A 21,384-nucleotide genomic window follows, 5' to 3' on the forward strand; every position below is an offset into this window, starting at 1 on the left:
CATTCTACAAAAAAATTTTCAACTTCTTTCTCTTTGTTCTCTTTTCTTGTTTTAAAAGTTGCGAGTATTTCTCGTTCTTTATTTCCATATGTTGATGGGGCTGGATTCCATAAATAAGCACGATGTTCAAGCGCAAATTTCACTTCCAAATAGTTGATTTTATAATAGTCTCCATAATCTATATTAGCTAAGTATTTTTCAGCAATAATTTCATAAATAATAAAATCTTCGAATTCATTATAAATAGATCTGTACTTGATACTGTCTTTATCCATGAATGTAGTAAACATATATGCATCAACCGTGAATTCTGTAGAAACTTTTTCTTTTTTTGGTTCAGAAATCATACATCTTAATATTCTTCTTAACTCAGAGTATATGTTAATACTACTCCCAACTTGTACGCAAATCTGTGCCAAATCAGAATTATCGTTATTCAAGCCTCTTCTTTTCCTAGCAAACATTGCCCACAATTTTTTTTCGTCATTTGACACCCCTTTTATCAATTGTTCTATGTTTACATTTGTTAAATCTGAGAATTTGCAAATTTCTTTTAAATAGTCATATTTATTTAGATTTTCTTTTAATGACATTTAGCTTACTCCTCTGTGCTCTATCACTTCTATATAATAAATTTTTCCTATACTATTTAATTATCCGTTATACTTTTTTTGCTTTGATTCGTATCTTGTTTGTTTTTTATGTCTTAGCGATCCTATCTTTTTTTAACCAACTTCACAACTGCTTCTGTTCGTGCAGTGTGGGGAAACATATCAACTGACTGGATATACTGGAGATCATAAACTTTTACTAGTTTAACTAAATCTCGAGCTAAGGTCGAAACATTGCAGGATACATAAATCATTTTTTCTGGTACATAGGCTAAGATTGTACCTAATAATTTGTCGTCTAAACCTGTCCGAGGGGGGGTCGACTATCAGAGCATCTGCTCGGTAACCATCACATTAGAACATAAAAAGAGAGGTCAAACCTCTCTAAATTTATTTTTCTTCACTCATTTTTGATTTTACTTCATCATAAGATAGTGCATGAGATTCCTCTTCCACTGTCTCAGGCATTTTTCCTGTTTCATAAAGAGATTTAATCTGTGTACTATCCAATGTTTCATATTTCAACAATGCTTCTGCAATCAATTTGTGTGTCTCACGATTTGATTGGATAATTTCAGCTGCTTTATTTCGTGCCTCATTTAATAATGAACGAACTTCCTCATCAATCTCATAGGCTGTTTGTTCTGAAATTGATTTTTGAGGACTTTGTGCACCAAACATAGCATGATTACCTTCGTATTGAACTGGGCCAAGTTTTTCACTCATACCGTATTCAGTGACCATTGCACGAGCCATCTGTGTAGCTTGTTCAAAGTCATTTGAAGCTCCTGTCGTTTGGACATTAAAGATAATCTCTTCAGCTACACGACCACCCATCAAACCTGCCAATTGCTCTTTCATGTCTTCTTTAGATAGAAGCATTTGATCCTCTTTCGGAAGTGCAATCATGTAGCCACCTGCACGTCCACGTGGTACAATGGTAACTTTATGAACAACACGGGCATTTGACAAGACTAAACCAACAATGGTATGTCCAGCCTCGTGGTAGGCAACCAACTCACGTTCTCTTTGTGATACTGTTTTATCCTTCTTAGATGGTCCAGCAATCACTCTGTCCTCTGCCTCATCAATATCTGAAGCATCAATGATTGATTTGTTTCGACGGGCTGCAACCAAGGCTGCCTCGTTTAGAACATTTTCTAAGTCAGCTCCCACAAAGCCTGGGGTTTGTTGGGCAACCAGTTTCAAATCAACATCGTCTGCCAGAGGTTTATTTTTAGCGTGAACTTTCAAGATTGCTTCACGACCTTTAACATCAGGACGGCCAACTAAGACTTTTCTATCGAAACGTCCTGGGCGGAGAAGAGCTGGATCAAGAACATCTGAACGGTTAGTTGCAGCGATAACGATGATTCCTTCATTTCCCTCAAAACCATCCATCTCAATCAGGAGTTGGTTCAAAGTTTGCTCACGTTCATCATTTCCTCCACCGAGGCCGACACCACGTTGGCGACCAACAGCATCAATTTCATCGATAAAGATGATAGCTGGCGCTGCTTTTTTTGCATCCTCAAAAAGAGAACGAACACGACTTGCACCAACTCCGACAAACATTTCTACAAAGTCAGATCCTGAGATACTAAAGAACGGAACCCCTGCTTCTCCAGCAACTGCCTTAGCAAGTAAGGTCTTACCTGTTCCCGGAGGTCCCTCCAAAAGAACACCCGCAGGAATACGCGCACCAAGTTTTGTAAATCGTTTTGGGTCTTTTAGGAATTCAACAACTTCTACTAATTCTTGTTTCTCTTCCTCAGCACCCGCAACATCTGAGAATCGTACCTTGATATCTTCTTTGTTTGCAGCTTTGGCCTTACTACGTCCAAAACTCATTGGATTTCGGCCACTATTTCCTCCCATATTTCCCATCATAGAGAATAGGAAGAAGAAAAGAATAGCAAATGGCACAACAGAGACAAGGATATTGATCCACATACCGCTTGAACTCTCATGTTTGACTGTTACTTCTGCCTGATGTTCAGAAGCAAGTTTTTGCAATTCTGAAACTGTTGAATCAGACGGAAGAATAGTACTTGAGAATCTTTCTACTGTTGTAGCTGTAGGAGTGAAAAATTGAATTCCTGTTTCTTCTTTGCTAGTCTTAGGATTTTTATAAACACCAGACACTTCAATGATGCTACCATTTGGCTGATAGGTTAATTCTTTTACATTGTCTGCTGTAATTTCTTTTACCAGTTCTGTATAGTTAATTTTTTCGCTTCGTCCAGCAGTATTTCCAGAGTAAAAATACTGGAATCCTGTCACTAGGAAGAAGATAATTAACAAGTAGAGAAATGGATTTCTAACTAAACCATTATTTTGTTTTTTCATTAAAGATAGATCTTTCTAATTTGAATAAACTTCTTCTTTCAATACTCCGACATAAGGAAGGTTACGATAATTTTCTTTATAATCCAGACCATAACCTACTACAAACTCATTTGGAATAGTAAAACAAGTATAATCCGCTTCAATTTCAACAACACGTCCATCTGGTTTGTCCAACAAAGTCGCGATTTTAACAGAAGCTGCTTCTCTTGCAATAAACATATCTCGCAAATTTTTCAAAGTTTGACCTGTATCGATGATATCCTCTACAAATAAAACATGTCTTCCTTTGATATCTTGAGTCACATCTTGCTTGATATTGATGACACCACTACTTGCTGTTCCACCATGGTAACTAGATACCATCATGAAGTCCATCTCAATATGCGTATCAATATGTTTGACCAATTCAGCCATAAAAGGAATCGATCCTTTCAGAATTCCAATAAGAATTGGATTTTTCCCCTCATATTCTTTTGTTAATTGTGCACCTAGCTTTTTAGCTGCTTCTGTAATTTCATCATGTGAAACGAGGATTTTTTCAATATCGTGTTCTAACATCTTTTTACCTATCTATTTTTTCTATATAAATTACAGTGTTCATTATATCATTTTTCGTGTTTTTACTCAAATCACTGGTCGCAATTCCTAAAATTGAGACAATTTCTCCAAATTGCTCAATAATAGGGGTTGTTTTTCGTTTTTCAATAGGGAGTTTCAAATCTATAAATAAACGTCTCAGTTTCTTTCGATGACCATTCAGGATAATAACATCGCCAGGTTTTCGACATCTAATATGTACAGATGTTTCCCGTGAAACCGTTACTTTTTGAACAAAATCCCCTTCAATAGGAATACCAAAGGAAAATAAATAACCCATATATCGAACTTGATTTTGATAGTGTAACACAAGTTCATCTTCCTTTTCATCGGCCTGTGGACTGATTTTGCAAACTCGAAAATTCTGATACTCTTTTATCAATTCATAGCCATTTTTAAGAGAATGACGATACTGGCTTTTAGTTGCTAAAATCTGTCGAACTTCAGCAAACTGAGCCTTTGTCAGATTTAAGTCTGGAAATTGATTAAGATAGTTCTGGAGCAAGATTCCTTGAGTTTGTTGAGAGTATGAAAATAGCTCATTCAAATCTTCCACATCAATTTGTTTAGAAAGCTCCGTTATTGTTGCTTGGTAATCTGAAATTTCCCTTCCTAAATCTAAAAGGGCGGATTTAAAACGAGGATTTTCTTTTTCAAGTTCTGGTAAATACCTATTCCGAATGCGATTGCGAAAATAGGTACTTTCCTGATTTGTTTGATCTTCGAAATGAAAAATTGTTGAAAAATCCTTTTTATGAAAATGCAATAAGGGACGGAGGATTTCAATATCATCAACTACTTGGCTTCCTTTTATTCCTGTTAAATGACGTAGCCGACTTCCTCGAATCAAGCGCATCAAAATCGTTTCAACCTGATCATCTGCATGATGGGCAGTAACCAAGGCAGTTGCTCCAACCTCTTTCATGATTTTCCTAAAAAAATCATAACGAAACTCTCGAGCACGCGCTTCTGAAAAGTCTCCTGAAAAACTTGTGATATAAATAGGAAGTTCAGCTGCATCAGCTAACTTCCTTAGTTCATTTTCCTCCCAGTCAGACTCACTTCTCTGCTTATGATTTACATGTGCTAAAATCAACTCAATTTCCAACTCTTTTTGGTAAGTAGACAATAGTTGGAATAAAAACATTGAATCCAGTCCGCCAGACAGAGCCAATAAGACTTTAGAATGTTTTTTGAAATACTCTTTTTGGAGAAAATGATTTAAAAAATTCCGTTCCCTCATTTTAGAACCTCATAGACATCCTTAGCTATCTTAGCAATAGTGTCATAATCAGAATTTTTGGTGAAAATAGAAAGAACGAAAGGAGAATCCGTATAGACAATGGCAGTGTCATGTTTAAACTCGTCGGCATCTCCAATTTTATGAGCTACCTTAACCGAAACACCTTTTGCGATTCGTTGGTTGTCAAAATCGGTCTTACCTAGAGACTCTAGGACAAAACCATTCTGATTATAAATAGCTTCCATAAGTTTTCCAGCCATTTTTGAAGAAGTCAATTTGTCATTCACATCCCAATCTTCACCCATAATGGTGGACATTTTTTCTTTGAAAGCCCCGTCAGATTGATTGGTCACATAATAACCTAAAATATTATGAGCAACATTGTCAGACTCTTTTGTTACCTTGGTAATCAACTGTTGAAGACTGTATTCTTTGTTATCTTCTTTTTTAGGTAAGCTACCACTACCTTCTGGTTTATAGGACCCAGGGAAACTATTTACTTCTGTGATATACTTGAAGCTACTGTCTAGCGTATATTCCCCTTGATTTATCTTATCTTGAGCATAATAAAGGTAGGCTAGTTTCAAGATGCTAGCTGCATAGAGTTTGCTGTCTTCATTCACCCCAGCCTCTTTACCCGTAGTCAGTTGTTTAACATAAATAGAATAATTTTCATTCTGATAGTTGTTTGATAAGATTTCTTGAACCTTCTGGATACGATTGTCCTCTTCTGAGACGAAATTTTTTGATACCCAACCAACTTGATCAATATGAAGAAATTCTTGTCCCTCAGCAAAGAGGGTTCTATCCACCGTTACAAGTTGATAGGGAGAGAGAGATGAAGAAATTTCTTTCGCATCATAGGGGCTGTTATAGATAACAAACTCTGGCTCTAACCATGCTTGTTTATTTTGAGTTTGAACTTGACTTTGGTCATAGACTAAACGCTTATCTGCAACGATAAACTGATGATTGTCTAATTTAAAAACAGGAACGCCTTGTCTATTTAAACGCCATTCTACTATTTTAAAGGAAGTTTCAGGAGTTAATTTACCAGATTCCTTGACAAGGTCCTCATTAGCATAGACAGTTGTTTCTCCATATACCATTGGGGTTTTCAAAGTTTCTTTATAGTAGAATCCATAGTCAGACTCGGTTAGATAATAAATTTCTTGCGAAGAGTAAGGAAGCTGTTTTTCTGTGCTAACTACTCTTGAGGTTATGATAAAAGCAGGTAGCAATAAAACTACTAAGAACTTACGCATTCTTCTCTTCCCTTTCTTCTTGTAATCGTAATAAATGGTTTTTAGCTGCCAATTCCTCTAATTTTTCATCTGATAAACTTAAAAATTGCTCAACAACTTCCAATAAATTTTCCATGACATTACCTCGGAAGCAAATCAGGAATGGTGTAAATCGCTTCTCGTTTCTTTGAGTAATAGTACTTGGCGCGTGCATATTTTGCTACATAGTCTTCGTCTTTCAACTTTGTAGCAAAAGCGGATTCCTTATCCTTTTCATCACTGAGAGTTTGATATTGTTCTTTCAACTCTGTCAATTGCTGACGACGTTGCAGTAACTGATTATAGCTTTGAGCCAAGTTATAAGTTGGTAAAATAAACAACAAGATCATCAAAATAAGGACCCAACCCATAAAACGATTTCGTTTTTGTCTCTCCTTCATCAGGTAACGACGACGTTGGTGTTCATTTTGAATAAAAGAATTATTCATCTGTACAATATTTTTAGACATTTTCTTCTACCCGTGTTTCACTGAGAATTTCATACATGCCTGCTGCATCTTCTTTTTTTGTACTATCTTTCATCTCTAGTACTTTAACAAGCAACAACTTATTTCCAAAGCGAATTTCAACTTGGTCATCAACTTTCAAATCCGTTGAACTTTTGGCCAAAATTCCATTTACCTTGATTCTACCTTTATCTGCTACTTCCTTTGCGACTGTACGACGTTTAATAATTCGTGATACTTTTAAATACTTGTCTAATCTCATTTTTATTACCTCAAATTATTATTGTACCATTTTTATCCCTTTTATAGAAGAAAAACGTCAAATAGAATTAGCTTCCTTTGATTCTTTTATCTCTAGTAAACTTTCTCCAAAAATCAGCAAACCTTCTAAAATTTCATAATCCTTCTTGTTTCGGACATCAAATACAACTTCCATTAGTCCTCTATTCTCCGCTATAGCTGCTTTTAAGTTGGTTGCAGATAAGGCTTTAAAATAATCTTGAGCCAAGAACAGTCGCTGAGTGATTTTTTCAAATTGAACTGTAATCTTATTGTCTTTTCTTTCCACACGTTCTACAAATACCTTATCCAAGTATGATTTGACTAATCCAATCTCTAAAAGATAGGCCACTACATCTGGATATTCTCCAAAGCGGTCCATCAATTCTTCCTGTAATTCTTCATAGTTGACACGGTTGTCAATTTGACGAATTTTCTTGTAAATTTCAATCTTATGTCGTTGGTCAGAAATATAAGTATCAGGAAGATAAGCATCAATTTTTAAAATCAACTCAGCATTTCCTTTAGTTCTTGTGTTCTCATTGCCACTGCGTTTAGCAATAGCTTCTTCTAGTAACTGAGAATACAATTCAAAACCAACAGAATCAATGAAGCCCGATTGAGATTTTCCTAAGAGGTTTCCTGCTCCACGAATTGAAAGATCTCGCATAGCAATCTTAAATCCAGATCCCAATTCTGTAAATCCTTTGATCGCTTCTAATCTCTTTTCAGAGACTTCACTGATTGATTTTTCTGGACGATACATAAGATAGGCATAGGCAATGCGATTGCTCCGACCAACTCTTCCTCTTAATTGATACAAGGTTGACAAGCCCATATGATCTGCATTTTCAATAAATAAGGTATTGGCGTTTGGAATGTCAACACCTGTTTCAATTATGGTAGTTGTCACCAAAATATCATACTGACCCTCAATAAAGTCCAATAGAGTGTTTTCTAACTGAATTTCACTCATTTGTCCGTGAACATAACCAATCGAAGCTTCTGGAATCAACTCTTGTAATTCTGAAACCTTCCGATCAATAGTGTCAACTTTGTTGTAAAGATAGTAAACTTGACCACCGCGCTCCATTTCACGCAAAACAGCATCACGAATCACACTAGGATTCTTCTCTAATACATAGGTTTGTACTGGATAGCGATTAGTCGGAGGTGTTTCAATAACAGACAAATCTCGGATTCCCAACATAGACATATGGAGTGTACGAGGAATTGGCGTAGCTGTCAAGGTTAGGACATCCACTTGTTTCTTCAGTTCTTTCAATGTTTCCTTATGCTTGACACCAAATCGTTGCTCTTCATCAATAATCATCAAGCCCAAATCTGAAAACACAACATCTTTTGATAGAACACGATGCGTTCCAATCAAGATATCGACTTGACCATTCTTTAATTTTTCAAGTGTCTCTGCCTGCTCTTTTTTACTTCTAAAGCGACTCAACACATCAATATTAACTGCAAAATTTTGGAATCTCTCTTTAAAATTTGTATAGTGTTGTTGCGCTAAAACCGTCGTCGGAACTAGAACGACCACCTGTTTGTGATCATTGACTGCCTTAAAGGCTGCACGCATGGCAACTTCAGTCTTCCCAAAACCAACATCCCCAACTAAAAGTCGATCCATGGGGTGAGAATCCTGCATATCTCTCTTGATTTCCTCAATACTACGAAGTTGATCATCCGTTTCAACATAAGGGAAAGCTTCATCAAAAGCATGTTGGTCATCATCATCAGCTGAGAAAGCAAAACCCTTCAACTGACTACGCTCAGAATAAAGTTTGATTAAATCGTCAGCTATATCCTCTACCTGGTTCTTAACTTTTTGCTTGGCCTTTTTGAAATGACCATCATTTAATTTATTAAGTTTTGGCGCTTTACCATCACTTGAAACATATTTTGACAGTAACTGAATCTGCTCAACTGGGATGGAGATTTGATCCCCATTTTGATATTGAACACTAACATAATCTCGGTGAATCCCTTTGATTTCAATTGTTTCAATGCCTAGATATTGACCAATTCCATGGATATGGTGAACAACGTAGTCCCCTTTTTCAAGTTCATTATAATCTTTTAATCGCTCTGCGTTCGAAGCATGTTGTCTTCTAAAACGACGTTTTAATTTCTTTTGAAAAATCTCATGTTCAGTAATCAACAGAATTTTTTCATCTACAAAATGAAAACCATGTCTTAGATTACCCTCAATCAAGTTTACAGATTCTTTACAGATACTTGACTTATCTCTGGAATCCAGTTTAATCTGATATTTTTCTAAAACATCCTCCAATGTTTTACTTCCCATTGAATTGCTAGACTGCAAGATAATAGTGTAGTCCATTTTTTTATATCGCTCAATTTCTTCTTTAAGAAAAGAAAACTGATTGAAAAACTCCTGCATAGGATATTGATTAAATTGAAAAATGTGATCAAACTTGAGATTTCCTAAACCCTTTTGCAGATTGGAGAAAAAGGTAACTGGACTTTGTTTCTTATAGGTTTGCTCTGTATCTGCAAAATACTGCATCCCAGAAAATGATTTACCATCCTGTAAATCTTCTGTAAAGTATTGCGCTAATTCTCTTTCAAAGGTTTCATATTGATTCATCAATTTTTGATAGTCATCAAAGAATACTGGTGTATCTTTTTCAATATAATCAAATATAGTCCATGTTTTATCGTAACATAAAGACAAAAACTTTCGACTATCTGAATGTACTTGTTTTTGATGAAAACTTGATAAAATCCCTTCCAAATATGATTTTAAAATTGGTGATAAGGTCTTCGAAATTTGCTTTTCTAAAGCTGACTGACCTCGTTGATAATCCTTTTCTCTCAAAAGTATATCACTAGCTGGAAAGATGGTGAGTTCTGTCTGATTTTCTTTTGATAATTGTGTTTCGACTTCAAAAGTACGAATGCCATCTACTTCATCACCAAAAAACTCGATTCGGAAAGGTTCTAACTGAGACATCTCAAAAATATCTAAAATATCTCCTCGAATACTAAATTCACCTTGTGTCTGTACTTGAGTAACTTTGCGATAGCCTATTTCCTTTAACCGGTGAAGTAGCTCGTGTTGGTCATATTCTTCGCCAACTGCAATTTTTATAATACTTTCTTTAAATCTAGCCGGAGAGGGTAAAATCAACCGACTCGCTGCGATATTACAAACTAAAATCCCTTTCTTAGACGGATCACTCAAAAAACGTAAAGCTTCAACCCGAGAAATGATTTTTTCTTGCGAAGACATCAAAAACTCTACCATAGGAGAGTCATCGACCAAAAAAGGATAGACAAGTTCCTCTCCTAAGAGAGAAAGAAGATCACTGATAATTCGTTCTGCTTCTCCATAAGTTGAAGTCAGTAACACAATCTTATTTTCTTTTTCTAGACTGCTTGCAATTGCAAGAGCCTTAGTAGACGTTGATAAACCAAGTATTAGTTGTCTTTTCTTATCTATCAGATTTTGATGCCATTTTTTTATCTGATCATTTTCTGAGAATAAATCTAATAAAGTCACCATTTAGCCATTATACCTCTGCATTGTTTTCTCAAAGTTTTTTTCTTGCAAATAGTAATTTACAGCATCGTCAACCTTGTCAATTGACTGTAAAATACCTACATAGTCATCCTGATCAAACTTACTTAAAACATGGTGAACAACTGACATTCCATTTTTAGGTCTTCCGATTCCGATCTTAACACGATTAAAGATCTGAGTCCCTATATGTTGAATAATAGACTTGATGCCATTATGACCACCTGCTGAGCCCTTTGCTCTTAAACGAATTTTTCCAACTTCCATGTCAAGGTCGTCGTAAATAACGAGTAAATCTTCAATATCCAAACCATAGTAAGTCAATAAAGCATGAACAGCTTTCCCGCTTTCATTCATAAACGTCGTTGGTTTGACAAGATAAATTTTTTCACCATTAAGAAAAAAAGATGCTAGGTCAGCTTGAAATATCTTATCATGTGTAAAGGTGACATTTTGTTTTTTAGCTAATTGGTCAATCAACATAAAACCAACATTGTGCTTTGTTTCAAAATATTTATCCCCTGGATTTCCTAATCCAACAAGTAATTTAGTCATTTATTTTCCTTTCAAAAGCCAAAAGGGTTGGAATTTTTTTTCCAACCTAATTGACACTATTTATTAAATGTTATTAAACATTAAAGCGGAATTCCATGATATCGCCATCTTGAACGATATATTCTTTTCCTTCTTCACGTAAGCGTCCAGCTTCTTTTACAGCCTTTTCAGATCCGTATTTCACTAGATCCTCATATGACATGGTTACTGCACGAATAAAGCCTTTTTCAAAGTCTGAGTGGATAATACCAGCTGCTTGAGGAGCTTTCATCCCTCGCTTAAAGGTCCAAGCACGGACTTCTTTTTCACCAGCTGTAAAGTAAGTTCCGAGTCCTAGTAGATGGTAAGCAGCTCGAGTCAATTTATCAACGCCTGATTCTGTCAAGCCAAGTGCTTCAAGAAATTCTTGCTTATCTTCATCGTCTAACTCAGAAATTTCTTCTTCAGCACGCGCAGAAATAACTACCACTTCAGCATTTTCTGTCGCTGCGAATTCACGAATTTGCTTCACATAATCGATAGAATCTGGATCTGAAACTACATCCTCATCCACATTGGCAACATAAAGAACTGGTTTAGTGGTTAAAAGGAAGAGACCTTTGACAACCTTTTGTTCCTCATCTGTGAATTCAATGGTACGAGCTGATTTTCCATCTTCAAGGACTGGTTTAATTTTTTGAAGAACGTTAAACTCCGCTACTGATTCTTTATCTTTTTGCGTACGTGCCATCTTTTCTACACGCGCATAGCGTTTATTAACTGATTCTAAGTCAGCAAGAATCAACTCCAGGTTAATGGTATCAATATCTGCAAGTGGATCCACAAAGGCGTCTTCACGTCCTTGCTCACGCATAACATTTTCATCATCAAAAGCACGAACTACGTGAACAATCGCGTCTACTTCACGGATATTGGCCAAGAATTTATTTCCTAAACCTTCTCCTTTTGATGCTCCTTTTACAATCCCTGCAATATCTGTAAATTCAAAGGTTGTTGGAACTGTCTTTTTAGGAGTAATCATTTCCGTTAGCTTTTGTAGGCGTTCATCTGGAACTTCTACCATCCCAACATTTGGATCAATAGTCGCAAATGGGTAGTTTGCCGCCTCTGCTCCTGCTTTTGTAATTGCATTAAAAAGGGTTGATTTACCAACGTTTGGCAAACCAACGATACCTGCTGTTAAAGCCATAGTTTCTCATTCTCCGTTCTCATTTCAATCCCTAACATTATAACACAAAAAGGGAAAACTTGCTAACCCTCTAACTAAGGGTTCTTAGTCAATAATCTTATTCATTTTTCGTTCAAAATCATAGCGACTCATCATGACAAGGTGGTCACAATTGCTACATTTGATTTTGATATCTGCCCCTACACGAGTGATTTCCCAACGATTAGCTTTTTTTCCTGTTGATTTGATTATGCAAGCATGAGGCTTTTTCATCTCAACAAAATTTCCAACTTGATACATACTATTCTCCTTTTCTTTTTCGATTATATCATAAAAGAGGCGAGCCAGGCTCAACCTCTTTTACTTAATTTGTACGAACGGGTGTAATCAGCTGCATGAAATCTTCGTCAGTATCTGCTGGCACAAGAGTAAATGGACGAACAGCTGAGATAAAGCTAATAGTTACCTTTTCGCTATTTAAAGCCTTGAGGGAATCAATCAAGTAAGTTGGGTTAAAACTAATAGTTAAATCATCCCCAGTCACCTGCTCCGTATCGATTTCTTCGTTTACTTTACCAACTTCTGGAGAGTGAACATGGGCGCTAACAACTCCACCTTTAATTTCAAGCTTCACAGTACCATTTTGAGTCGCACTTGATAAGAGACGAGCACGCTCCATAGATTGACGCAAATTAACCACATCAAAAGTAATTGTAGTATTAAAGTCTGTTGGAATCAAACGATCTGTATCAGGATAATTACCTTCTAGGAGACGAGTGTAGAAGCTAATATTTTCGCTTCTAAAGAGGATTTGATTATTTGCAAAGAAAATCTCTACAGTTTCAATATCATCTGTAAATACCGCTGAAAATTCGCGTAGAGAACGACTAGGAATTACTACATCGAAATCATCACAATTTTTTTCAAGAGTCAATTTCTTCTGGCTAAGACGGTGTGAGTCTGTCGCAACTGTTTTTAGTTCCTTGTGTTGGCTCAATACAAAATGAACACCTGTTAAGATTGGACGACTTTCTTGCGTACTTGCAGCAAATGCTGTTTCATTGATAATTTTCTTGAGTAGTTTGGTTTCAAGAACCAAAGGTGTGCTTGCAGAAATTTCTTGGATTCGTGGGTACTGTTCGCTATCTTTTCCTTTTAGAGTAATTTCTGATTTGCCACTGGTTAAGACAATTTGTTTTTGTTCAATCTCTTTGAAATCTAGCGTTACATCTGGAAGACTGGATACAACATTGATAAAGAAAGAGGCTTCAAGAAGAATCGAACCTAATGAAGTAATCAAAAGACCAGCATCTTCATTCTTTTGAGAAATGAAATTTTCAATGGAGATTTGCCCATTTGATCCAATTAAAGTAATTCCTTCATTGGTAACGTCAATTTTGATTGTTGATAAAATTGGAATAGCATTTTTAGAGCTTATTGCTCTTTTTGTGGTATTTAAGGCTTGTAGAAATAAATTTTTATTAATTGAAAAATGAATCATGGATTCTCCTTTATTTATTTTTAGTATTAGAAAGTTAATAGTAATAATAGAGTCTGTGAATTCTGTGGAAAACTGGGTGTTGTTTAGTAAATTCAAGCTTTGGAGCTTGTTTAAAAAATGTGGATAAAAAAGATAAGAAAGGAAAACTTATCCACAAGCTATTTGATTTTCTTTTTGATTGCTTCTACTTCTAAACGTAAATTATCGTCTTCGTCAATCAGTGATTTAATTTTGGCATGGGCATGAATAACGGTGGTGTGATCCTTTCCGCCAAATTCTTTTCCGATTTTTGGAAGACTGTTATCTGTCAGTTCTCTAGCGAGGTACATGGCAACCTGACGTGCCAAAACGATGTTTTGAACTCGTCTCGTCCCTTTCATTTCTTTGACGCTCACTCCATAAAAATTACCAACTTCAGTTTGGATTTTCTCAATTGGAATAACAAGTATCTGGCGGGCGTCTTGTTTACGTGCTCTAATAGCTTCCGCAGCAATATCAATAGTAATATCCTTAATTTTCTTCACTCTGGCAATTAAAGTGATATCGTTGATTGCTCCTTCCAATTCTCGAACATTTGAATCAAATTGGCCAGCCAAGTATTCTAGAGTATCACTTTGGAAATGGTAATCCAAGTGCTCTGTTTTACTTTGAAGAATGGCGATACGTGTCTCAAAGTCAGGAGGAGTGATATTTTGCGTCAATCCCCAGCTAAAGCGTGTGACAAGTCTCTCTTCAAGTCCTTCTAGGTGTTTAGGACTTCGATCACTGGTTAGGACAATCTGTTTCTGCTTATCATGAAGAGCATTGAAGGTATTGAAAAATTCTTCCTGGGTCGCGACTTTTTTGCCACTGAGAGATTGGATATCATCGATCAATAAGAGATCAAGGCTACGGTAAGTCTTTTTGAACTTTTCCATTTCCCCAAGTCGCAAGTGTTCAAGAAAGTCATTGATAAAGCTTTCGGCAGGAATGTACTTGACACGCGCATCAGGAATATTTTTCAAAATCTCATTTCCAATCGCATTGAGCAAGTGAGTCTTTCCAAGACCAGGTCCTCCATAGATGAAAAGAGGATTATAGGTCAGAGCTAAATCTTCAGATACAGCTAGTGCAGCAGATACCGCCCAAACATTCCCATCACCTTGAATAAAGTTATCAAAGGTATATTTTTCTTTTAATCCTGTTTCAGAATAGGGAATCGTTGGTAGTGCAGGTGTGTAATCGTAAGTAGAGACACTATTCGTATCATTTACTTGAGGAGATTCTGTACTCTGAGGTTTAGTGAAAATATAGTGAGGTTTGATTTCAGAATCATAAATTTCAAAACCAGCAGCAACAATAATATCTTTTAATTGCTTTTCCCACACCATTTCCATCTCTGATCTCGGTAGAAATATAGTAGCTGTGTTTTCTTCTACTTTGACGAGTTCAGCAGGTGTAGCATAGAAATCATACATAGATCGTGTCAATCTTTCTTGAGCAAATTCTAAAATACGATTCCAAAATTGCTTTTCTTTCAACTAATTTTCCTCCTTTACTATGATTTTAGTAGTTTAGTGCTAGACTTATTTTACCATAGATAATAGGATTTTTCCACAGATTGAGGAAAAGAATCCACAATGTTAGTAGTATTTATCCACAGGTTGGGGATAAATAAGAGAATCCTTGATTTAGTAGGCTTTTTGATAAAAAAATTGGTGGATAAATTTGTGGGTTGAGAAAATAAAAGAACAGCCTTATTTCAGGCTGTTAATAATTCTATCGTATTCTTCTTGACTTGAAAAGGAGATAATAATCTTTCCAGTATCTTTTTTTGAAAGTTTAATTTCTACACTTAAACCGAGTAGTTTTTTTAATTTATCTTCTTCGTCTTTGATGAAAGAATCACTTTTTTTTTGCTTCTTGTGTTTTTTCTCTGTAAGAAGTGCTTCTAACTTTCTCACAGAAATATCTTCATTTTTGATTAGTTGGAAGAAATAGTCTTGCTGCTCTTTGTCCAAACCAACTAGTGAACGTGCATGCGCTTGAGAAATTTTTCCATTTTCTACTTCAGTTAAGATATATTCTGGTAGGGAAAGCAAACGAATAAAATTAGTGATATAAGGACGAGATTTCCCCATTTTATCCGCTATCTCAGTGTGAGTAAATCCTTTTTCTACTAAAGATTCGTAGGCGCGTGCTTCTTCAACAGGATTTAAATTTTCTCTCTGCAAATTCTCAATGATTGACTGGATTATCATTTCCTGATCTGAGAGGTGCTTTACAACGGCTGGAATAGAGGTCAGACCAGCCAAGAGAGAAGCCCGATATCGTCTCTCTCCTGCAAGGATTTCATAACCAATTACAGGAGATTGACGAACGATGATTGGTTGGATGAGCCCATTTTCTTTGATTGACTGAGCTAATTCATTTAGTTTATCTGTATCAAATTCTTTCCGAGGTTGGTAAGGATTCTTTTGTATTTCAGAGATAGAAATCATTTCAAATTTTTCCATGATTCTACACTAACATATCTTTTACTTTCTGTAAAGTTTTCTTTACACTGATGTCAATTAAGACTCTAAATCACCAGAATTCTTATCTAGTTTAATTGAGGTTGTTTCCTCCTTACCGTTACGGTAGTAGGTTACTTTGATAGTATCTCCGATAGCATGATTGTAAAGAGCATGTTGTAGGTCTGTTGATGAGGTAATCTCTTTGTCGTCAACTTTGGTAATGACATCGTATTTTTGAAGATGTCCATTTGCTGGCATATTGTTTTGAACGGATCGAACAACTACACCTGAAGTGAGGCCACTTGGAATGTTAAGTTTTCTAAGATCACTAGCTCCAACATTTGATAGATTGACCATTTGAATTCCAAGAGCTGGACGAGTCACTTTACCATCACTTTCAAGCTGTTTAATGATATTTTGTGCATCGTTTGAAGGAATTGCAAAACCAAGACCTTCTACAGATGTTCCACCATTACTTGCAATTTTACTTGATGTAATACCAATTACTTGTCCTTGAATGTTTACAAGTGGACCACCAGAGTTACCAGGGTTAATGGCTGTATCTGTTTGAATGGCTTTTGTTGAAATAGCTTGACCATCTTCAGATTTTAGAGAAACATTTCGATTAAGACTTGAAATAATCCCCTGTGTAACTGTATTAGCATATTCTGAACCTAGAGGACTACCGATAGCAATCGCTGTTTCTCCAACACTAAGTTGACTTGAATCACCAAATTCTGCTATTGTTGTAACTTTTTCTGAAGAAATTTTAACGACAGCAATATCAGAGAAAGTATCAGATCCGACAATTTCACCAGGAACCTTAGTACCATCTGCCAAGCGAATATCAACTTTTGAAGCTCCATTGATAACGTGAGTATTAGTTACAAGATAGGCATCTTTATCATTCTTTTTATAGATAACACCTGATCCCTCACTTGCGATTTGTTGATTGTCTGAATCAGAGTTAGTTTCGTCAGCATTAAATACACTACTTTGTCTACTGCTAGAAGAAGAATAAGTAATGATTGAGACAACAGCATCCTTAACTTTATTTACTGCTTGAGTGGTTGAATTTTCATTCTTATAGGATGTTTGAGTTACAGTGCCAGAATTATTATTTGTAGCTTGATTTCCTTGTTTTTGATAAAGTTGTAATGTTACAAAACTTCCTAGTGCACCACTCAAAAATCCTATTAGAATAATTACAAGAAAAGTAACTCCTTTTTTGTAAAATTTTTGTAAGTGTTTCATAAACGCCTCCGTTTGTTATTGTTTGTCAAGATTATAAACCTATTAACTTAATCCAAACTTAAAAGCTTAAAGTTTTACACAAGTTGTGGATAACTTGCTTTATTCTGTGAATTTGCTAGAAATTTAGGATGATTTTTATGTGTATAAGATGTGAAATGAAGTGTGGATATGGTAGAATAGAAGAATGAAAATAAAAATTGTAACAGTGGGAAAATTAAAAGAAAAATACCTTAAAGATGGTATTGCTGAATATACCAAACGAATTTCACGTTTCGCCAAATTAGAAATGATTGAGCTTGCTGATGAGAAGACACCTGACAAAGCCAGTGAATTAGAAAATAAAAAAATCTTGGAAACAGAAGGCGCAAGGATTCTTTCTAAGGTTGGAGAAAGAGACTTTGTCGTTGTACTAGCCATTGAAGGAAAAACATTCTCCTCAGAAGATTTTAGTAAGCAACTAGAGCAGGCTTCTATCAAAGGTTACTCAACTCTTACTTTTATTATTGGAGGAAGTTTAGGTCTAGCTCTTATTGTAAAAAATAGGGCCAATCTTTCTGTCAGTTTTGGACGTCTGACATTACCACATCAGTTAATGAGATTGGTTCTTGTTGAACAAATTTACCGTGCTTTTACAATTCAACAGGGTTCTCCTTACCACAAATAGAAGATTGACTTACCTCTTGTTTTTTGATAGAATGGTCATGTTAGGTCTCATAGCTCAGCTGGATAGAGCATTCGCCTTCTAAGCGAACGGTCGCAGGTTCGAATCCTGCTGGGATCAATGTTAGATGCGAAGCTGGGATGAATCCCAGCTTTTTTCTTAAAAAAGTGCGTTTCAGGTGCAAAAATGTACAGTTGAGAAAAATTTTTTCTTACATGATCTTCATTTTGTATAATAGTTTTGTAAGTTAACTTACAAGAAAAAAATAATACAGGAGATTTCATTATGAAAAATACAGAAAAATTGGAACAATTTAAAGAGGTAACAGAGGCAGAATTGCAAGAAATTCGAGGTGGAGACTGGAGAATTTCAGAATCGATTCGTAATCTTATTTTTCCAAGAAAAAAGTAATGAAATAAAGGTAGTGAGTAATGGATTTATTTGGATTAGGGATAGCTATTTTTTATTTTCTCATCATTAGCAAAATTTATGAATGGATTTGTAAAGTAAATAGAAAAGAACAAATTGTTTTTTTGTGTTACACATGTATCTCAGTTTTTATACTTGAAGAAATTATTACACTAGTATTTTCTAATAGTTTTGCTTTGTCTAAATTTTTATTTCCTTTGGTTGTGTACCTTTATTTAAGAAAGTTAAAGAAGTCTGAAAAATACAAAGCTATTTTTATCAGTTTACTATTGTCTTTATTATATCACAGTACTCATACTTTTATATCCGTAACTTTATCTTCTATAACAGGAGATGAAGTAGTATTACACTATAAAAGTACATTCCTTTTAGTAGTATTGTTGATGACTTATTTTTCTATTCTAATAATAATTCGTTATTTTCATCTGGAAATTAAATATTTTGATAAAGATTATCTGTACCCTTTTTTAAAAAAAGTAATAGTTGCTTTCTTTGGTTTGCATATCTTATTGTTTATTTCAGATATAGTAAGTACGATTCATCACTTAAATAGTTTTGGAAGTATTTTATCAACCATTGTTTTTATTTGCTTGTTATTGATTTTCTTTGCAATGAATTCTTATAAGGTTCAAATTGAAAAAGAGATTGCCCTAAAGCAGAAGAAATTTGAACAAAAGTATTTACAAACGTATACAGATGAGATTGTGGGTTTGTATAATGAAATTCGAGGTTTTCGTCATGACTATGCAGGTATGCTTGTCAGCATGCAAATGGCGATTGACAGCGGAGATTTACACGAAATTGACAGGATTTACAACGAGGTCTTAGTAAAAGCAAATCAGAAATTGAGGTCAGACAAATATACTTACTTTGATTTAAACAACATAGAAGATTCGGCTTTACGAAGTTTAATTGCTCAATCAATTGTATATGCACGAAATAATGATGTAGAGTTTACATTGGAAGTAAAAGATGTCATTACTAGATTGTCAATGGATTTACTTGATCTTGTTCGCATCATGAGCATTCTATTAAATAATGCTGTTGAAGGTGCAGCAGATAGTTACTTGAAACAAATGGAAGTTGCAGTCATTAAAATGGATTTTGAAACAGTTATAGTTATCCAGAATTCATGTAAAATTACTATGACGCCTTCAGAAGACTTATTTGCCTTAGGTTTCTCTACCAAGGGAAGAAACAGGGGTCTAGGACTTAATAATGTCAAAGAGATCTTAGATAAGTATGACAACATTATTTTAGAAACAGAAATGGAAGACAACACATTTAGACAAATTATTAGATTTAAGAGAGAATTTGAATGAAAGTATTAATTTTAGAAGATGTTATTGAACATCAAGTGAGACTAGAGAGAATATTGAATGAAATCTCGGAAGAATCGAATATTCCTATTTCATATAAGACAACAGGAAAAGTTCGTGAGTTTAAGGAATATATCGAAAATGATGAAGTAAACCAGCTTTATTTCCTAGATATCGATATTCATGGAATCGAGAAAAAAGGCTTTGAAGTGGCTCAGTTTATTCGTCATCATAATCCTTATGCTATTATTGTCTTTATTACTAGTCGATCTGAATTTGCTACTTTAACTTATAAGTATCAGGTATCAGCTTTAGATTTTGTAGATAAGGACATCAATGATGAATTGTTCAAAAAACGTATCGAGCAGAGTATCTTCTATACCAAAAGCATGCTGCTTGAAAACGAAGATGTTGTAGACTATTTTGATTACAACTATAAGGGAAATGATTTGAAAATTCCTTACCATGATATTCTGTATATCGAAACAACAGGTGTTTCTCATAAATTGCGAATTATTGGTAAGAATTTTGCCAAAGAGTTTTATGGAACTATGACAGATATTCAGGAAAAGGACAAACATACTCAGCGATTTTATTGCTCCCATAAATCTTTCCTTGTCAATGTGGGAAATGTGAGAGAAATTGATCGAAAGAATTTAGAAGTTGTTTTTTATGAAGATCATCGTTGTCCCATTACCCGTTTGAAAGTTCGTAAACTAAAAGATATTCTAGAGAAAAAATCTAAAAAGTGATTGACAATCAGTAAGAAATTGATATAATGGTTATATCTGCTACAGATAGATGGTCCGTTGGTCAAGGGGTTAAGACACCGCCTTTTCACGGCGGTAACACGGGTTCGAATCCCGTACGGACTATTTTATCCGCCATAGCTCAGTTGGTAGTAGCGCATGACTGTTAATCATGATGTCGTAGGTTCGAGTCCTACTGGCGGAGTTAGATAAAAAGAACACCAGATGGTGTTCTTTTTTGTTCTTAGTTGGGATCACCTAGCATTTTCATAAGGAAGTCGGTCATTTCTTGCGGACTTTCTTTTTTTCCACGAGCAATCCAAGTTTGACAAACTCCAAATAGGGCATTTGTCAGATAAATGCTGCTATATTCTAATTCAATTGAATTTAGTTGTAGTTGCATAAAGCGCTTCTGAAGATCTGTGCTCAGCATGATATGAAGCTTATTTCTTAAGAAATTTTGGATTTCTTTGGTACCATTTTCAGATAAAAGAGCAGCTAATAATGGTTCAGATTCTAAATAGTCAAATACTTCTAAAATGGCATCTTTTTTATGATGAGCATGTTTTTGGAAGATATACTCAAATGTATGAAATAACTTACTTTGATAGTGTTCAATCATATCATACTTATCCTTGTAATGGGTATAGAAGCTAGAACGACTAATTCCAGCTTTTTCTGCTAATTTAATTGTAGTAATTTGATCGAAGGGGTGATCCATCAATAATTGAACCATGGCATTTTCAATATTTCTCTTTGTTTTTAATCGTTTGTTACTTTCTTTCATAGTTTCTCCTTTTGAACAATTTAGGCTATATGTCTAAAAAAATATTTTTTATCTTGTAATTTAGATTTTTTAATGTAT

Annotated in this window: 21 protein-coding genes, 3 tRNA genes and 1 pseudogene; 7 read left to right on the forward strand and 18 right to left on the reverse strand. The window is 35.1% G+C overall.

What is annotated here, in order from left to right; genetic code table 11:
- From FOA33_RS00005 to FOA33_RS00080, 17 genes and pseudogenes are all read right to left on the reverse strand, one after another.
- Positions 1-593 (reverse strand): hypothetical protein (locus FOA33_RS00005; protein ID WP_221160237.1); only part of this gene is annotated, 593 nt, incomplete at its 3' end.
- A gap of 122 nt (positions 594-715) precedes the next feature.
- A pseudogene (locus FOA33_RS00010) lies at positions 716-962 on the reverse strand (23S rRNA (uracil(1939)-C(5))-methyltransferase RlmD); the annotation flags it as partial.
- 39 nt (positions 963-1,001) lie between these two features.
- The gene (gene ftsH, locus FOA33_RS00015) at positions 1,002-2,960 is read right to left on the reverse strand and encodes an ATP-dependent zinc metalloprotease FtsH (RefSeq protein WP_000744587.1); all 1,959 of its coding nucleotides are present in this window, start codon (positions 2,958-2,960) and stop codon (positions 1,002-1,004) included.
- A gap of 15 nt (positions 2,961-2,975) precedes the next feature.
- Positions 2,976-3,518, reverse strand: coding sequence for a hypoxanthine phosphoribosyltransferase (gene hpt, locus FOA33_RS00020; protein ID WP_221160238.1), 543 nt, complete (start codon positions 3,516-3,518; stop codon positions 2,976-2,978).
- Between the two features lie 4 nt (positions 3,519-3,522).
- On the reverse strand, positions 3,523-4,800 hold the full coding sequence (gene tilS / locus FOA33_RS00025) for a tRNA lysidine(34) synthetase TilS (RefSeq protein WP_221160239.1): 1,278 nt from the start codon (positions 4,798-4,800) through the stop codon (positions 3,523-3,525).
- Entirely contained in the window at positions 4,797-6,065 is a 1,269-nt protein-coding gene (locus tag FOA33_RS00030) for a serine hydrolase (RefSeq protein WP_221160240.1), read from the reverse strand. Before FOA33_RS00030 ends, tilS begins: the two co-directional genes overlap by 4 nt.
- On the reverse strand, positions 6,058-6,180 hold the full coding sequence (locus FOA33_RS09150) for an SP_0009 family protein (RefSeq protein WP_000429343.1): 123 nt from the start codon (positions 6,178-6,180) through the stop codon (positions 6,058-6,060). The genes FOA33_RS00030 and FOA33_RS09150 overlap by 8 nt, the downstream gene beginning before the upstream one ends.
- A 4-nt stretch (positions 6,181-6,184) precedes the next feature.
- A complete protein-coding gene (locus tag FOA33_RS00035; RefSeq protein ID WP_221160241.1) occupies positions 6,185-6,553 on the reverse strand; it encodes a septum formation initiator family protein in 369 nt (122 codons plus the stop codon).
- Positions 6,546-6,812 carry an RNA-binding S4 domain-containing protein gene (locus FOA33_RS00040; RefSeq protein ID WP_001234975.1) on the reverse strand — a complete coding sequence of 89 codons (267 nt, stop codon included), beginning with the start codon at positions 6,810-6,812 and terminating at the stop codon, positions 6,546-6,548. Before FOA33_RS00040 ends, FOA33_RS00035 begins: the two co-directional genes overlap by 8 nt.
- A gap of 57 nt (positions 6,813-6,869) precedes the next feature.
- Positions 6,870-10,373 (reverse strand): transcription-repair coupling factor, encoded by a 3,504-nt coding sequence (gene mfd / locus FOA33_RS00045; protein ID WP_221160242.1) that lies wholly within the window; start codon positions 10,371-10,373, stop codon positions 6,870-6,872.
- On the reverse strand, positions 10,374-10,943 hold the full coding sequence (gene pth, locus FOA33_RS00050; protein ID WP_084938528.1) for an aminoacyl-tRNA hydrolase: 570 nt from the start codon (positions 10,941-10,943) through the stop codon (positions 10,374-10,376).
- A 73-nt stretch (positions 10,944-11,016) separates the two neighbouring features.
- A complete protein-coding gene (ychF, locus tag FOA33_RS00055) occupies positions 11,017-12,132 on the reverse strand; it encodes a redox-regulated ATPase YchF (protein WP_001218700.1) in 1,116 nt (371 codons plus the stop codon).
- 84 nt (positions 12,133-12,216) lie between these two features.
- Complete coding sequence (locus FOA33_RS00060; protein ID WP_000285178.1) at positions 12,217-12,411, reverse strand: DUF951 domain-containing protein; 195 nt, start codon at positions 12,409-12,411, stop codon at positions 12,217-12,219.
- A gap of 64 nt (positions 12,412-12,475) precedes the next feature.
- Entirely contained in the window at positions 12,476-13,612 is a 1,137-nt protein-coding gene (gene dnaN / locus FOA33_RS00065) for a DNA polymerase III subunit beta (protein ID WP_213988670.1), read from the reverse strand.
- A 158-nt stretch (positions 13,613-13,770) separates the two neighbouring features.
- A complete protein-coding gene (gene dnaA / locus FOA33_RS00070; protein WP_221160243.1) occupies positions 13,771-15,132 on the reverse strand; it encodes a chromosomal replication initiator protein DnaA in 1,362 nt (453 codons plus the stop codon).
- Between the two features lie 216 nt (positions 15,133-15,348).
- The gene (locus FOA33_RS00075) at positions 15,349-16,107 is read right to left on the reverse strand and encodes a ParB/RepB/Spo0J family partition protein (protein ID WP_221160244.1); all 759 of its coding nucleotides are present in this window, start codon (positions 16,105-16,107) and stop codon (positions 15,349-15,351) included.
- 57 nt (positions 16,108-16,164) lie between these two features.
- Positions 16,165-17,361, reverse strand: coding sequence for a S1C family serine protease (locus FOA33_RS00080; protein WP_221160245.1), 1,197 nt, complete (start codon positions 17,359-17,361; stop codon positions 16,165-16,167).
- Between the two features lie 184 nt (positions 17,362-17,545).
- On the opposite strand from FOA33_RS00080, the gene rlmH reads away from it, so the two are divergent.
- From rlmH to FOA33_RS00115, 7 genes are all read left to right on the forward strand, one after another.
- A complete protein-coding gene (rlmH, locus tag FOA33_RS00085) occupies positions 17,546-18,025 on the forward strand; it encodes a 23S rRNA (pseudouridine(1915)-N(3))-methyltransferase RlmH (protein WP_221160246.1) in 480 nt (159 codons plus the stop codon).
- Positions 18,026-18,068: 43 nt separating this feature from the next.
- Positions 18,069-18,142: transfer RNA gene (locus FOA33_RS00090), tRNA-Arg, on the forward strand.
- A gap of 165 nt (positions 18,143-18,307) precedes the next feature.
- Positions 18,308-18,433, forward strand: a complete 126-nt coding sequence (gene comC / locus FOA33_RS00095; RefSeq protein ID WP_125840524.1) for a competence-stimulating peptide ComC — start codon at positions 18,308-18,310, stop codon at positions 18,431-18,433.
- Between the two features lie 20 nt (positions 18,434-18,453).
- Complete coding sequence (comD, locus tag FOA33_RS00100) at positions 18,454-19,773, forward strand: competence system sensor histidine kinase ComD (protein WP_221160247.1); 1,320 nt, start codon at positions 18,454-18,456, stop codon at positions 19,771-19,773.
- Positions 19,770-20,522 (forward strand): competence system response regulator transcription factor ComE, encoded by a 753-nt coding sequence (gene comE / locus FOA33_RS00105; protein ID WP_000866079.1) that lies wholly within the window; start codon positions 19,770-19,772, stop codon positions 20,520-20,522. Before comD ends, comE begins: the two co-directional genes overlap by 4 nt.
- Positions 20,523-20,573: 51 nt before the next feature.
- Positions 20,574-20,645, forward strand: a tRNA-Glu gene (locus tag FOA33_RS00110).
- Positions 20,646-20,650: 5 nt separating this feature from the next.
- Positions 20,651-20,724, forward strand: a tRNA-Asn gene (locus tag FOA33_RS00115).
- A 39-nt stretch (positions 20,725-20,763) separates the two neighbouring features.
- On the opposite strand, the gene FOA33_RS00120 is transcribed toward FOA33_RS00115, so the two are convergent.
- Positions 20,764-21,306 carry a TetR/AcrR family transcriptional regulator gene (locus tag FOA33_RS00120; protein ID WP_221160248.1) on the reverse strand — a complete coding sequence of 181 codons (543 nt, stop codon included), beginning with the start codon at positions 21,304-21,306 and terminating at the stop codon, positions 20,764-20,766.
- Positions 21,307-21,384: the final 78 nt, after the last annotated feature.

Origin of the sequence: Streptococcus cristatus, from assembly GCF_019685515.1 — a bacterium.
Lineage (GTDB): Bacteria > Bacillota > Bacilli > Lactobacillales > Streptococcaceae > Streptococcus.